A 13416-nucleotide genomic window follows, 5' to 3' on the forward strand; every position below is an offset into this window, starting at 1 on the left:
CCGTGCTGCGTGACCTCGAAGCCGTCGAAGTTCTCGGCGAAGTACTGCACCATGTCGTTGCGCTCCGGCTCACCGTGCACGAGCACATCGAGCCCCAGCTCCTCCTGCAGACGCACGACGCGTTCGACCTCGGCGCGCAGGGCATCCCGGTACTCGACGTTCGTCAGCTCGCTCCTGTTGTGCGCGGCACGAACTCGGCGGACATCACCGGTCTGCGGGAAGGAACCGATCGTCGTGGTCGGCAGCGACGGCAGGGGAGTGACCTCGGCCTGCGCAGCCGCGCGCTCAGCGTACGGGGCACGGTCGCGGGCATCCGCGCCGAGGCTTGCGATGCGTTCACGCACGCTCTCGTTGCGGTACCCCTGCAGGGAGGTGCGACTTGCGAGCGCGTCTCGGGCTTCGGCGAACAGGGGGTCGGTGTCGCCCGTGTCGAGTGCCTTGGCGAGCGCCACGACTTCCCGTACCTTCTCGTCGGCGAATGCCAGCAGCGACGTCAAGCCCGCGTCGAGCAGTGCTTCGCGCTCAAGCGTGTGCGGCACGTGCAGCAGCGGCGTCGACGTGCCGACGGTGACCGGCCCGCGTTCCTGCGCTTCACGCAGCGTCTCGAGCGCTGCGTCGAGATCCGTGCGCCACACGTTGCGGCCGTGCACGACACCGGCCACGACCGGCGTACCGTCGACGGCGGGCAGTGAGCCGCGTACGAGGTCGACGGCAAGGGCATCGACGTCGGCCGCAAGACTCTCGACTCGACCCGCCGATTCGCCGTACCCGACTGCCACTAGCACCTGCAGACCCGCCTCGCGCGCAGCACGCGCACCCGCGGCGGCGACGGCGGCGAGCTCCTCTGGTGTCGCGACATCGAGGTCGGCGACGAGCGCCGGCTCGTCCAACTGCAGCCACGTTGCTCCCGCCTCCGCGAGAGCAGTCGCGAGCTCCCGGTAGACGGGCACGAGCTTGTCCGCGAGTGCAAGAGGGTCAGAGCCGTCGGCCTTCGCAAGTGCGAGCAGCGTTGCGGGACCGACGACGACGGGGCGAGTCAGGAATCCAGCCTCGCGCGCCTCCACGAATCGATCGACGATGCGGGTATCGGCGAAGGAGAACGTCGTATCGGCGTCGAGCTCGGGCACGAGGTAGTGGTAGTTGGTGTCGAACCACTTCGTCATCTCGAGCGGCGCGTTGTCGGCGTCGCCGCGGGCCAGCAGCCACTCCCACTGCAGGCCCTCTGCCCGAGCACCGCGCAGGCGCGGCGGCGTGATGCCGAAGGTGAGCACGGCATCCAGCACGTGGTCGTAGTGGGCGGCCTCGGAAGGAATCGACGCGTCTTCGCGCGGAAGGCCCAGCTCGGCCTGCCGTTCGAAATCGGCCAGGCGCAGTGCACGCGTGCGCTGCTGGAACTCGTCGTCTGCGATGCGACCTCGCCAGTGGGCTTCGAGGGCCCGCTTGAGCTCTCGGTCGGGGCCGATACGCGGGTATCCGAGAATCGTGCCGTGCGGGAATGGCTGCTGGCTCATTGCGCTCCAATCGGGGTGATCGCATCGACAGCCGTCAGGGTGTCGAACGCGGGTCGGTGGTCGTTGAATGTGTACAGGTGGATGTGGGGGACGTCGTGATCGCGCAGCTCATCGATGATTGCGACGGCGGCGTCGACGCCGATACGACGACCGTCCTCGCTCGAAGCGCCGTCGAGCTGCTGCGCCAGGGACGCCGGGATGCGCTCACCCGCGAGTTCGGCGGAACGCTGCAGCCGGCGGAGGGTGGTCGGGATGACGATGCCCGGCAGAATCGGAATCGTGACACCGCGTGCGGCGGCCATGTCGACGAACTCGAGGTAGTCGTAAGGGTCGAAGAACAGCTGCGTGATCGCGAGCGTTGCGCCCGAGTTCTGCTTCGCGAGCAACGCGTCGACATCGTTGCGTCTTGCTCCTGAGGTGGGATGCCCGTTCGGGAACGCCGCCACCGCGATCTCGACGTTCTGGCGTCGTTCTCTGATGCTCGCGGCACGCAAGCCCGGTAGCGGCACGTGCTCGTACGGCACACGCTCGGTATCGACGCCTTCGATCAGCTGCACGAGTTCGGCGGCCGACTGCAGCTCCGTGCGCTGCTCGCGCGGGTCGTCCGGCAGATCGCCTCGCAGCGCCAAGAACTTCGTAATGCCCGCGTCGAGGAAGCTGCGCACGAGCAGACCGGCCTCTTCGACGCCGAGCCCGACGCACGTGAGGTGCGCCATGGGGTCCAGCCGAGCATCCACGAGCTGCTGCAGCACGCTCAGCGAGGCGCGGCTATGGGATCCGCCGGCACCGAAGGTCACGGAGACGAATTCGGGGGCGATGGAGGAGAACGTCTCGATCGTGGTCTTGAGACGCTCTCCAGCAGCTTCGTTGCGCGGCGGGAAGAGCTCGAACGAGTACTTGAGGCTCACAGCGTGTCCAGCGCTTGTACGAGATCCGCGATGATGTCGTCAGCATCTTCTATGCCGACCGAGATCCGAACGAGAGAGTCGTTGATGTCGACCTCCGCTTTCTCCTCGGTCGTCAATTTGCCGTGAATCGTCGACCCGGTGTGTATCGCGAGCGTGCGCACGTCGCCGATGTGGGTCATCTGCGACGTGAGCTCGAGCGAGTCCAAGAAGGTGCGCGCGGCGTCTCGTCCGCCCGCGAGTTCGATCGTGACGACGGAACCGGCGCCGAGCGGCGTGTACTTCTTCGCCAGTTCGCGGTAGGGAGAGCCCGGAAGATCCGCGTGATGCACTCGTGCCACGGCGGGATGCGCCACAAGCACCTTCGCGACACGGTGAGTGTTCTCGATGTGCCGCTGCATCCGAAGGCTCAGCGTCTCGATGCCGTGCAGCAGCAGGAACGCACTCGTCGGAGGCAGCGTCGGGCCGTACTCGATGACGATACTCCAGCGAAGATACCCGGTGTAGGCGGCTGCGCCGTATCGCTCCTTCGCGGATGGTCGACCGTGAGCCCCAGCGGCAGTGAACTGCGGGAACCGATCGGCATGCGCCTCCCAGTCGAAGGTGCCGCCGTCGATGATGGCGCCGCCGATGACCGACCCGTGACCGCCCAGCCACTTCGATGTCGAATGGATGATGATATCCGCGCCGTGCTCGAAGGGACGGCAAAGATAGGGAGTTGCGACCGTGTTGTCTACGATCAGCGGCAGGCCGGCGCGTTTTGCGACACGGGATAGCAGGCCGAGGTCGGTGACGCCGCCGACGGGGTTGGGAATCGACTCGGTGTAGATCGCCTTCGTTTCGGGCCGGACTGCGGCGAGCCACGCATCCTCTTGGGCGTGCTCATCGATCGCCGTCGACGAGACTCCCTGCCTCTGCAACGAACCCCGGAACATCTCGCGCGTGCCTTCGTAGAGCAGCTTGGTCGTCAGAACGTGGTCACCCGCGTTCGCGAGGGAGAAGATCACGGTGGCGATGGCCGCTTGGCCGGAGCCGACCAGAATGCCGTCGACACCCCCTTCGAGGTTGGCGATCCGTTGTGCGGCGACAGTGTTCGTAGGATTGTCGGTGCGGGAGTAGGCGCGTTGCTTGCTCATGCCGGCGAATCGGGCTTTGCCGTCGTCGAAGCTATCGAATACATATCCCGATGTCTGGTAGATCGGGGTGACGCGCGACTTCGTCTCAGCGTCGATGATCGCACCGGCATGCACCTGCCGTGTTGTGAAGCCCGTCACAGAGCACGTCCAATTCTGGTGATCGCGTCGGCCAGTATCGGCTTCGGCGTCGCATACGTCAGTCGCACGAAATTTTCGTATCCCTCTCCGCACGCGCGACCGGGCGTGAGCGCGACGCCCGCCTCGCGGAACGCGGTGGCAGCATCCGGCGTGGGCTCACCGAGGTCGAGCCAGGCCAGGTAGGTGGCTTCGTTGGGCTGCCAGCGGATGCTCGGTGCGTGTTCTGCCAGTAACCGCTGCAGGAACGCGCGATTCTGTGCGAGGTAGGTGAGCTTCTCTTCGAGCCACTCGCGACCGTCACGGTAGGCGACGTTCGCAGCGATGACACCGAGCGTAGACGCCTCGAACGGGGCACCGAGCTCCTCACGTCGATACTTCGCCTGATCTGCATCGTTCGACAGGATCAGCTGGGCAGCCTTCAGCCCCGGCACGTTCCAGGCCTTCGATGTGCTCGTGGCGGTTATCGTGTGATTTGCCGTCGCGTCGTTCAGCGCCGCATACGGAATGTGCGGCCGGCCATCGAACCGCAGTGGCGCGTGGATCTCATCGGCGAAGACCCTGCCGCCGTGCTTGTCGACGACCGTCGCGATGTTCTCCAGCTCGTGGCGGGCCAGTACGGTTCCCGTAGGGTTCTGCGGGTTGCAGAGGAAGAGCAGCTCGGCGCCGGAGGAGAACGCCCTGTCGATCGCGTCCGTGTCGTGCTGCCAGCGGCCGTCATCGATCGTGCCCGGTACCTCGATGACGGGATGCCCTATCGCGGGCAGCAGCGTCAGCACCGGCATGTAGGCGGGCGTCGGCACGATGACGGGGCTGCCGGGCGTGACGAATCGCGTCGCGATTCTCAGCCCCGCGAGCACGTCGGTGATGTGGTGGATGCGCTGGGGCTCTACACGCCAGTCATACTGATCCTGCAGCCAGTCGGCGACGGTCTGCGAGAGTTCGCGTGCGATGGGCGGTGCAAGATACCCGAGCACTTCCCGGTCGATCGCATCGTGCAACGCCTCCTTGACGGCGGGGGCGGTCCCGAAGTCGGTTTCAGCGACCCAGGCGCCGATCGTTCCCGGAAACAGACTCCACTTGCGGCTTTCGCGGCGCTCGAGGTCGGAGCGCTCGCGAAGATCGAACGGATGTGTACAGTGTGCTTCGGCCATGCATCGAGCATCCCGAACCGTGCCCCGGTACGACAAACGCCGATGACACAGTCCGTAACGTTCCTCGATCATCGAGTGCGCTGGTCTGTGTCGTCTCGACTCTCGGTTCTCGGTTCTGGGACTTGGAGTCTGGGCGGTGGCACGAAAACGGATGGTCTACGAAAAACGGAGGTTCTGGTCAGTGTTTCGCTACGTTCGGTCGTTTGATCAGTTTTTCGTGCACCGGCTGACCGGGTAGGGCCTTCCGCAAGGGGGTGCTCGGAGCGGCCCACTGTATCCCAACCCTCAACCAATGCCTGAAGTACACGCCGACTCGCGCTCGCGGGCGACCGCGGTACCCGCTCGTAGACTCGAAGCGTGAGTACGAAAAGCAACGACGCGCTGCCCGGCATGGAGACTCCCGAGCTCGGCCCGACAGGTCGTCCGTTGCGCGAGTTTCCGGTGCCGGCGCAGTTGCAGCAGCACGGGCCAGCCCGCATCATCGCCATGTGCAACCAGAAGGGTGGAGTCGGAAAGACGACCACCTCGATCAACCTCGCCGCTTCGCTCGCCGAATACGGTCGCAAGGTGCTGGCCGTCGACTTCGATCCCCAGGGAGCGCTGTCAGCGGGTCTCGGTGTGCAGAACTACGACGTGACGACGGTCTACGACCTGCTGCTGAACCCGAAACTGGATGCCCACGAGGCGATCCAGCCGACCAGTGTCGAGGGTCTCGACGTCATCCCGGCGAACATCGACCTGTCGGCTGCGGAAGTGCACCTCGTGAGCGAAGTCGCCCGCGAGCAGATTCTCTCCCGTGTTCTGCGGCAGGTTGCCGACGACTACGACCTCATTCTCATCGACTGTCAGCCCTCGCTCGGACTCCTGACGGTGAATGCCCTGACGGCTGCGCACGGTGTGCTGATTCCGTTGGAGAGCGAGTACTTCGCGCTGCGTGGCGTCGCGCTGCTGAAGGAGACGATCGACAAGGTGCAGGAGCGTCTCAACCCTTCGCTGGACCTCGACGGCATCTTGATCACGATGTTCGACAGCCGGACGCTGCACGCCAGAGAGGTGCTGGAGCGTGTTGTCGATGCTTTCGGGGATCTTGTGCTGGAGTCGGTCATCCGGCGCACCGTGAAGTTCCCGGACGCCTCCGTCGCCGGAACACCCGTCACCCAGTTCGCGCCGAACCACTCCGCCGCGGAGGCTTACAGGCACCTCGCTCGCGAGCTGGTCGCGCGCGGAGCAGTTGCCTGAGGTGACCGAACTCGCAGAGGGCGCAGCGCTGGCAACCGCCGGTCAGCTCATCGACGACGAGGCCGACGGCAGCGCATTTCAGCTGCACCTGCAGAATTTCGACGGGCCGTTCGATCTGCTGCTCACCCTGATCGGCAACCGCAAGCTCGACGTGACGGAGCTGGCGCTCAGCGAAGTCACGGGCGAGTTCATCAAGTACGTTTCGAAACTGGATGCTGCCGGCGGCCTCGACAAGGCGAGTGAGTTCATCGTCGTGGCGGCGACGCTGCTCGATCTGAAGATCGCGAGCCTGCTGCCGGCAGGGGATGTCGTCGATCGCGAAGACGTCGCCCTGCTGGAGGCCCGCGATCTGCTGTTCGCGCGTCTGCTGCAGTACCGAGCGTTCAAGCAGGCTGCGTCGTGGATCTCGGAGCGGATGGATGCCGAAACGGCTCGCCACGCACGCCAGGTGAAGCTCGAGCGCAAGTACGTCGAGCGCACACCGGAGCTGGTCTGGACGCTGTCCGCCGACGAATTTGCTGCGCTCGCGTTAATGGCGTTCACGCCGAAAGAGATTCCGACGGTCGGGCTCGACCACCTGCACGCGCCGCTCGTGTCGATTCGCGAGCAGGCCGCGGAGATCGTTGCACAGCTTCGCGGGGTCGGCACTCTCACCTTCCGCGAACTCATCGTCGGGGTCGCGAGCCGAGGCGTCATCGTCGCCAGGTTCCTCGCTGCGCTCGAACTGTATCGGCGTTCGGCTGTGACGTTCGAGCAGATTGAACCGCTCGGAGAACTGACGATCACATGGTCGGGGCGGGACTTCGAAGACGATTCGCTCGCGACGCTCGGCGCCGACTACAACTAACGCTCGTCCCTTTCACCCCTTTGTTGTCATTCCGCCCCGCCGCAGTTCTCGCTCCCGCATCCCCCGCCGCACGCTTCGCCCCCGCATCCCGCCGCACGCTTCGCCCCCGCATCCGCGCCGCAGTCTCCGCCCCCGCATCCCCTCAACTTCTCGGTCGTTCCCCCTCAACTTCTCGTTCGTTCCCCGCCAACTTCTCGGTCACCGTGAACGAGTTTTCGTTGACTCCTCGTGCGTCGCGTAGATGAACCCTTCGAAACGACCGAGAAGTTGATTCGCCGTGACCGAGAAGTTGACTTGCCGCGACCGAGATTTTGACCCAGAGTGAGCGGGAATTGGGCCGAGCGGTAAGCGGCTGTTGGATCGAGGGATGACTTGTCGCAGGATCAAGTGAAGGCTTGTCGTTGGGTCGAGGGATGATTCGTCGCTGAGCCGAGCGGCTACTCGGCGGAGGCTACTCGGCGGAGGCTGCTCGGCGGAGACTACTCGTGGGAGGCGGGGCGTGACTTTCGACGCGCTCTGGGCAGCACGAGCGGGGTACCGGTGACGGGGTCGGGCACGACTCGGCACTCCAAACCGAAGACCCGCTCGACGAGTTCGGCAGTGACGATGTCGTGCGGTGCCCCTTCTGAGACGATCGATCCGTCTTTCATGGTGACCACGCGATGCGCGTAACGGCACGCCTCGTTGAGTTCATGCAACACCATGACGATGGTTCGCCCCCGCTGCTCGTTGAGGTCTGCGAGCAGATCGAGTATCTCCATGCGGTGCGCGAGGTCGAGATACGTCGTGGGTTCGTCGAGCAGCAGCAGGTCGGTTTGCTGCGCCAACGCCATGGCGATCCACGCGCGCTGTCGCTGACCACCCGACAGTTCGTCAACGGCTCGATGGCGGAGTTCGGTGGTGCCCGTGAGCTCGAGTGCTTCGTCGACGGCCGCTGCATCGTCCCTGCTCCACTGCTGGAAGAGCCTCTGGTAGGGGAACCTGCCCCTCCCCACGAGATCCTCCACCGTTATTCCCTCCGGCGCGGAAGGGGACTGCGGTAGCAGGCCGAGGGACGCCGCGACGCGTTTTGTCGGCATGGATGCGATGGATGCGCCATCGAGATACACGGCACCGCTGACGGGTGCGAGGAGCCGAGCGAGTGCGCGCAGCAGCGTGGATTTACCGCAGGCGTTCGGTCCCAGCAGCGCCGTGATCTTGCCCTGGGCCACGTCGATACTGAGGTCTTCGGCGACGAGTCGGCCCTTGGTGTAGGCGAGATCGACGTGCTCGGCGACCAAGCGGGGCTCGTGTGTGAGAGGAGCGGTCATGAGCGGGCTCTCCTTCCGGCTCGTGCGAGCAGGTAGATGAAGTACGGGGCGCCGACGGCGGCGGTGAGGATGCCGACCGGGACGGGGAAGGCGAAAGCGTGCTGGGCGACGATATCCGCGATTAACACCATGGCTGCGCCGATCGCGCCCGAGAGCAGCAGGACGCCGGCGGTAAAGCTGCCGGCGATCATCCTGGCGATGTGCGGGCTGATGAGCGCCACGAAGCCGATCGGTCCGGCCGCGGCAATCGCGACAGCGGCCATGGCGGCTCCGACGGCCAGCATCCCGAGTCGGGCGCGCTCCACTCGGAGCCCGAGCCCGCGGGCGGCATCGTCACCGAAGCTCAGCACATTGGCGGAGCGCACGAACCACATGCCCGCCGGCAGCAGGATCGCGAGTGAGCCGACGAGCAGTCGGGCATCGCCGGCATCCGAGCCGTGCAGGGTTCCCGACTGCCACCAGACGGCGAGCGTCGCTCGGTCGACCGGGAATCTGACGATCATGAGCGTGATCAAAGCCGAGAGCATGGCGTTCACGCCGATGCCGACCAGCACGAGACGAGCGCCGGAGATGCCGTGCCGCCACGTCAGCAGGTACACGGTTATGGCCGCTGCGATCGCTCCCGCGAATGCTCCAGGCGCGATCAGGGCGGCGGGAGCTCCCGTGACGATCAGCAGGACGACGACTGCGCCCGCGCCGGAGTTGACGCCGATGATGTCGGGGGCGGCGAGCGGATTCCGCACGAGCGCCTGGAAGATCGCACCCGAGGCCGCGAGCGCGCCGCCCGCGAACAGCGCGACGAGGACCCGCGGGAGGCGCAGATCGATGACGATGAAGGTGTCCTGCGGTGCTGCGGGGAAGCCGACCGCAGCGCGGAAGACCTCGCCGACGCTGATCGGATACACACCCAGCGTCATCGACCAGGCGCCCACGAGTAGGCACGCGAGCGTCAACAGCAGCGTTAGAGACGCAGTCCAGGGCGCGATACGGGTGGAGATCCCGAGTCGTTCGAGTCGAACCGGAATACGACGGCGACTCGTAACCCTGGAGAGGAGGCGGATGCGGGCCCTGCGGATCATACGGACACCAGCTTCCGTCGACGCGCCAGCATGATCAGCACGGGCGCCCCCAGCAGCGCCGTGATGATGCCGACCTGCAGCTCACCGGAAACCAGGATCACTCTTCCGATGGTGTCGGCGGCGACGAGCAGGATCGGCCCGAGCAGAACAGCGTAGCCTTGGATCCACCGGTAGTCGGCGCCGGCCATGGCCCTTGCGATGTGCGGGACGGCGAGCCCGACGAACCCGATCGGGCCCGCTGCCGCGACTGCTGCGCCGGCGAGCACCACGACAACCGCACCGCTCAGCAGCCGCACGCGAAGAATGTTCACGCCGAGGGAACGAGCCACATCGTCGCCCAGATTCAGTGCATTGAGTTGCCGGGCCAGGAGCACACCGGCGACGAGTGCAACCGTGAAGAACGGGGCGAGGTACGTCAGTTCCCCGAGGTCTCGATCGGCGATGGATCCGGCGAGCCAGAAACGCACTTCATCGAGCGTTCGTTCGTTGAAGACCAAGATCAGGGTGATCCAGGAGCTCAGCAGCATCGTCACGACAACGCCCGCGAGGGCAAGCGTGACCGGCGTCGATTTCGACCCTGCGACAGTACTCAGAAGGTAGACCACGATGACGGCGCACGTGGCGCCGAGGAACGCGAACCACACGTACCCCAGCGGGGAGACGGCACCGAAGACGTACACGGCGGTGACGATCGCGAACGATGCGCCCGCGTTGACCCCCAGGATGCCCGGCTCGGCCAGCGGGTTGCGGGTTATAGCTTGCATGAGCCCGCCGGCGACACCGAGGGCGGCGCCCACGGCGAGACCGATGATCGTTCTCGGCAGCCGCATCTCGCGGACGATGATGTGCTCGTTGCTTCCGTCGAACGCGGTGAGTGCACCCCAGACGTGCACCCCCGTCGCGTTGCCGGAGCCGATCGAGAGACTGACCAGCGTGACTCCCGCTAGCGCGACGAGCAGGGCGATGCCGCCCAGCAGCCTCCGCAGCGAGGGTCCCACACGCTCCTCTTACTGCCCGAGGTACTCTTCGAGATCGTCGAGGATCCGGTGCGCACCGATGTAGTTGGCCGACAGCCACGTGTTGTAGTCGACGGAGAATACGGCGTCGTTCTGCACGGCGTCGAGGTTGTTCCAGAGCGGGTTGCTCTGCGCCTCGTCGAGCAGGTTGTCGTTGTCCGGGTCGGCATCGGCGATCGTGTAGGCGAAGATGACGTCACCGTCGGCATCCGGCAGGTTCTCCATACTGACCGGCAGGAAACCGGAACCGGGTTCTTCGACGTTCTGGATGTCCGGGCGCGCGAGACCGATATCGCTCAGGATCATGCCGGGGTAGGAGTTCAGGACCTCCAAGCGCAGTTCTTCTGCGTGGAATCGGATGACGGAGACCTCGATGTCCTCCGGGTTGCCGATCGCCTCGATGACCTCGTCGACGCGGTTCTGGTAGTCGGTCTCCACCTGCTCTGCGGACTCTTCGGCTCCTATGACTTCGGCGAGGTCGTGCAGGTGGCCCTTCCACGAGCCCGTGCCGTCCCACTCGAGAATCACCGTGGGGGCGATTCTGCTGAGGGTTTCGTAGTGTTCCTCGTGGACGGAGGTGCCGATGATCAGGTCGGGAGCAACAGCGGCGATGCGTTCGAACTCCAGCTCGACCGAGTGCCCCACGTGCTCCAGGGAGTCCATGTCGAATCCTTCGGGGTAGTCGAGGCCTTCGATCGGTTCGGCGTTGAACGCGTACGCGTAGGGAGCTTCGTCCATCGACAGCAGCGCCGAGAGGCTCGGAGCCCACAGCGTCGTGACGCGTTCGGGGTCGACAGGAACTTCGGTCTCTCCTGCGACGTGCTCGATGACGCGTGTTTCTCCGCCGTTCTCGTGCTCATCGGCGACGCCGTCGCTGGTGCCGCAAGCGGTCAGCGCGAGCAGGAGCAGAGCTGCCGAGCCGGCAGCGAGTCTGCGAAGCATGGTTCCTCCGGAAGTACTGTAAGCAGAGCAAAGACAAGGTTAGCCTAGCCTAACTTGTTCCACTCCTTCGCGACCCAGTACCAGCGCGGGATGCGCACGGCGTCGTCGCTGCAGCCATTGACGAGCTGTTCCGGATGCCGCTGCCGCGTCAGCTCCACACGGTAGTGATCATCCAGCACGCGGATGTCGACACCCGCTTGCTCGTCCCGTTCGTGCCAGGAGAGTACCGTGGCGTCGTGCAGGCCAAGGGCCGACAACCGCTCGCGCAGAAACAGCTCTGCCGTCTGGACACTGTTCGGGTATCCGGAACGCCCTCGCACGTTGCCCAGCTGCAGTCTGTCGGTCGCATACTTGCGGGCTGCCGAAAGCCCCGACACGGGGTTCAAATGCCCGAAATAGTGCCCGAGCGGAAACACGACCATGGACGCCGCGAATCGATCGCCGCCTATATGCGTGATCTCCCACGGCGCGAAACCTCCCGTCGCAATCGCTCGCATCACGGGGCGGCCGAACTCCGCGCAGCACACTTCGCGCCTGCCGTGCGTGCAGACGAAGAACGTGGGTTCCGTGATGCGTTCGCCGTCAGCAGGCTCACGGCCATCGGCGATCGCCTCCAGATCCAGGTCGACGAGGTCGCCGTACCGCTGCAGTTGTACACGGCGCAACCATGCGTCCGGCCTGCCACCGGCCAGGAACGCGACGGGGGCATCCACGCTGCGAGCCTGCGGCCGGCGGATGAGGGCGAGCCGCACGCCGGGTGCTCGATCGCGAACCTCGGCGAGCGTTTCGGCAGGAAGGGCAGTGTCAACGGCCTGCGACGGCCACGGCCCTGGATGCTCGACGAGCAGCCACCGTGAATCGGTGAAAGCCGTTCCCGTGAGCGGTTCCGCTGCGCGCTGGGACAGGATCGAGCAGGCGCCCTCGCGCTTGGAGGGCCCGGTTTTCAGCTCGGGCACCGGGCACGATTCAGTCACTGCGTCAGGCTAGCCTAACTCCTGGGGGCCGTGCATGCGGGTCGGCTCACCGACCGCTTCTGTGGCCCCGCGATGGATGTCCGATGCGCTCTGGCGAGGCGTGCGGCGGCTGTGATAGCTCTGGAAGTAAGGCTTGCCTAACTTTGAAGGAGCGCAGAGCACACATGACACACACCACGGAGCAGCGTCGGTCGGTATCCGTTCTCGTGATCGGCAGCGGGGGTTCGGGATTACGCACGGCGATCCAGCTCCGTGAGCGAGGTCATGACGTGCTCGTCGTCGGTAAACGCTCCCGCCACGACGCGCACACGGCGCTCGCGGCAGGTGGCATCAACGCGGCGCTCGCGACCGTGGATCCGGAGGACACGTGGCAGCAGCACGCCGCTGACACGCTCAAGGAGAGCTACGGGCTCGCCGACCCGCGCACGGTCGAGATCGTCACGAGCGAGGCGGCCGAAGGCATCGCGGATCTCGAGCGCTATGGCATGGGCTTCGCTCGCGAGGAGGACGGCCGCATCTCGCAGCGGTTCTTCGGCGCTCACACGCACCGGCGCACCGCGTTCGCGGGTGACTACACGGGGCTCGAGTTGCAGCGAACGCTCGTTCGTCGTGCTGAGCAACTGCACGTCGAGATCGAAGACTCGCTGTACATCACTCGCATTCTCGTGAACGATGCGGGCGTCGTGTTCGGCGCGTACGCGTTCGACCCGGCGACGGGCCAGCGTACCGTCATCTACTGCGATGCCGTCGTGCTCGCCGCCGGCGGCCACAACCGTATCTGGCGCAGGACATCCTCGCGTCGCAATGAGAATACGGGCGACTCCTTCCGGCTGGCGGTGCTTGCCGGGGCGCGCATCAGGGATGCCGAGCTCGTGCAGTTCCACCCCTCCGGCATCGTCGAGCCCGAGGCGGAGGCCGGCACGCTCATCTCGGAAGCCGCGCGAGGTGAGGGTGGCATTCTCCGCAACGCGCTCGGCGAGCGCTTCATGGAGAAGTACGACCCTGCGCGTATGGAGCTGTCGACGAGAGATCGCGTCGCGCTCGCCTCCTACACCGAGATCGCCGAAGGGCGGGGGACGCAGAACGGCGGCGTCTGGCTCGATGTTTCGCACCTGCCGCGCGAGCAGATCATGACGCGTCTGCCGCGCGTCTACTCGACGGTCATGGA

General features: G+C 65.7%; 11 protein-coding genes and 1 pseudogene. 3 read left to right on the plus strand and 9 right to left on the minus strand.

From position 1 onward, the window contains the following. From Q0O95_RS10660 to Q0O95_RS10675, 4 genes and pseudogenes are all read right to left on the minus strand, one after another. Window positions 1–1511, minus strand: a pseudogene (locus Q0O95_RS10660) (5-methyltetrahydropteroyltriglutamate--homocysteine S-methyltransferase); the annotation flags it as partial. Beyond that, entirely contained in the window at window positions 1508–2419 is a 912-nt protein-coding gene (locus Q0O95_RS10665) for a methylenetetrahydrofolate reductase (protein WP_293698280.1), read from the minus strand. The gene Q0O95_RS10665 and the pseudogene Q0O95_RS10660, both read right to left, overlap by 4 nt. Next, window positions 2416–3690, minus strand: coding sequence for an aminotransferase class I/II-fold pyridoxal phosphate-dependent enzyme (locus Q0O95_RS10670; RefSeq protein ID WP_293698283.1), 1275 nt, complete (start codon window positions 3688–3690; stop codon window positions 2416–2418). The genes Q0O95_RS10665 and Q0O95_RS10670 overlap by 4 nt, the downstream gene beginning before the upstream one ends. Next, window positions 3687–4841 (minus strand): aminotransferase class I/II-fold pyridoxal phosphate-dependent enzyme, encoded by a 1155-nt coding sequence (locus Q0O95_RS10675; protein ID WP_293698286.1) that lies wholly within the window; start codon window positions 4839–4841, stop codon window positions 3687–3689. Before Q0O95_RS10675 ends, Q0O95_RS10670 begins: the two co-directional genes overlap by 4 nt. 390 nt (window positions 4842–5231) lie before the next feature. Here Q0O95_RS10675 and Q0O95_RS10680 point away from each other — a divergent pair, with 390 nt between their 5' ends. Together Q0O95_RS10680 and Q0O95_RS10685 are read left to right on the plus strand one after the other, a co-directional pair. Next, on the plus strand, window positions 5232–6080 hold the full coding sequence (locus Q0O95_RS10680) for a ParA family protein (protein WP_293698305.1): 849 nt from the start codon (window positions 5232–5234) through the stop codon (window positions 6078–6080). Between the two features lie 28 nt (window positions 6081–6108). Continuing rightward, complete coding sequence (locus Q0O95_RS10685) at window positions 6109–6927, plus strand: ScpA family protein (RefSeq protein WP_293698306.1); 819 nt, start codon at window positions 6109–6111, stop codon at window positions 6925–6927. 479 nt (window positions 6928–7406) lie between these two features. On the opposite strand, the gene Q0O95_RS10690 is transcribed toward Q0O95_RS10685, so the two are convergent. Genes Q0O95_RS10690 through Q0O95_RS10710 form a run of 5 tightly spaced genes read right to left on the minus strand, consistent with a single transcriptional unit; the run spans window position 7407 to window position 12248 of the window. Then, entirely contained in the window at window positions 7407–8237 is an 831-nt protein-coding gene (locus tag Q0O95_RS10690; RefSeq protein ID WP_293698289.1) for an ABC transporter ATP-binding protein, read from the minus strand. Further along, window positions 8234–9316 (minus strand): iron chelate uptake ABC transporter family permease subunit, encoded by a 1083-nt coding sequence (locus tag Q0O95_RS10695; protein ID WP_293698291.1) that lies wholly within the window; start codon window positions 9314–9316, stop codon window positions 8234–8236. The genes Q0O95_RS10690 and Q0O95_RS10695 overlap by 4 nt, the downstream gene beginning before the upstream one ends. Then, the gene (locus Q0O95_RS10700) at window positions 9313–10314 is read right to left on the minus strand and encodes an iron chelate uptake ABC transporter family permease subunit (protein ID WP_293698294.1); all 1002 of its coding nucleotides are present in this window, start codon (window positions 10312–10314) and stop codon (window positions 9313–9315) included. The genes Q0O95_RS10695 and Q0O95_RS10700 overlap by 4 nt, the downstream gene beginning before the upstream one ends. Window positions 10315–10323: 9 nt before the next feature. Next, window positions 10324–11274: an iron-siderophore ABC transporter substrate-binding protein gene (locus Q0O95_RS10705; RefSeq protein WP_293698297.1), complete on the minus strand. Its 951-nt coding sequence runs from the start codon at window positions 11272–11274 to the stop codon at window positions 10324–10326. 44 nt (window positions 11275–11318) lie between these two features. Then, window positions 11319–12248 carry a sucrase ferredoxin gene (locus Q0O95_RS10710; RefSeq protein WP_293698299.1) on the minus strand — a complete coding sequence of 310 codons (930 nt, stop codon included), beginning with the start codon at window positions 12246–12248 and terminating at the stop codon, window positions 11319–11321. 164 nt (window positions 12249–12412) lie between these two features. Between Q0O95_RS10710 and Q0O95_RS10715 the strand changes: the two genes are divergently transcribed. Then, a partial coding sequence (locus Q0O95_RS10715; protein WP_293698302.1) for an FAD-dependent oxidoreductase occupies window positions 12413–13416 on the plus strand: 1004 nt, incomplete at its 3' end.

It is taken from the genome of uncultured Agrococcus sp. (assembly GCF_945915485.1).
In the GTDB taxonomy this organism is placed as follows: Bacteria; Actinomycetota; Actinomycetes; order Actinomycetales; family Microbacteriaceae; genus Agrococcus.

Bases quoted from the DNA above. Each gene is read 5' to 3' on its own strand.
- Q0O95_RS10675 (WP_293698286.1), bottom strand. From the start codon at position 4,841: ATGGCCGAAGCACACTGTACACATCCGTTCGATCTTCGCGAGCGCTCC.
- Q0O95_RS10690 (WP_293698289.1), bottom strand. From the start codon at position 8,237: ATGACCGCTCCTCTCACACACGAGCCCCGCTTGGTCGCCGAGCACGTC.
- Q0O95_RS10680 (WP_293698305.1), top strand. From the start codon at position 5,232: ATGGAGACTCCCGAGCTCGGCCCGACAGGTCGTCCGTTGCGCGAGTTT.
- Q0O95_RS10695 (WP_293698291.1), bottom strand. From the start codon at position 9,316: ATGATCCGCAGGGCCCGCATCCGCCTCCTCTCCAGGGTTACGAGTCGC.
- Q0O95_RS10705 (WP_293698297.1), bottom strand. From the start codon at position 11,274: ATGCTTCGCAGACTCGCTGCCGGCTCGGCAGCTCTGCTCCTGCTCGCG.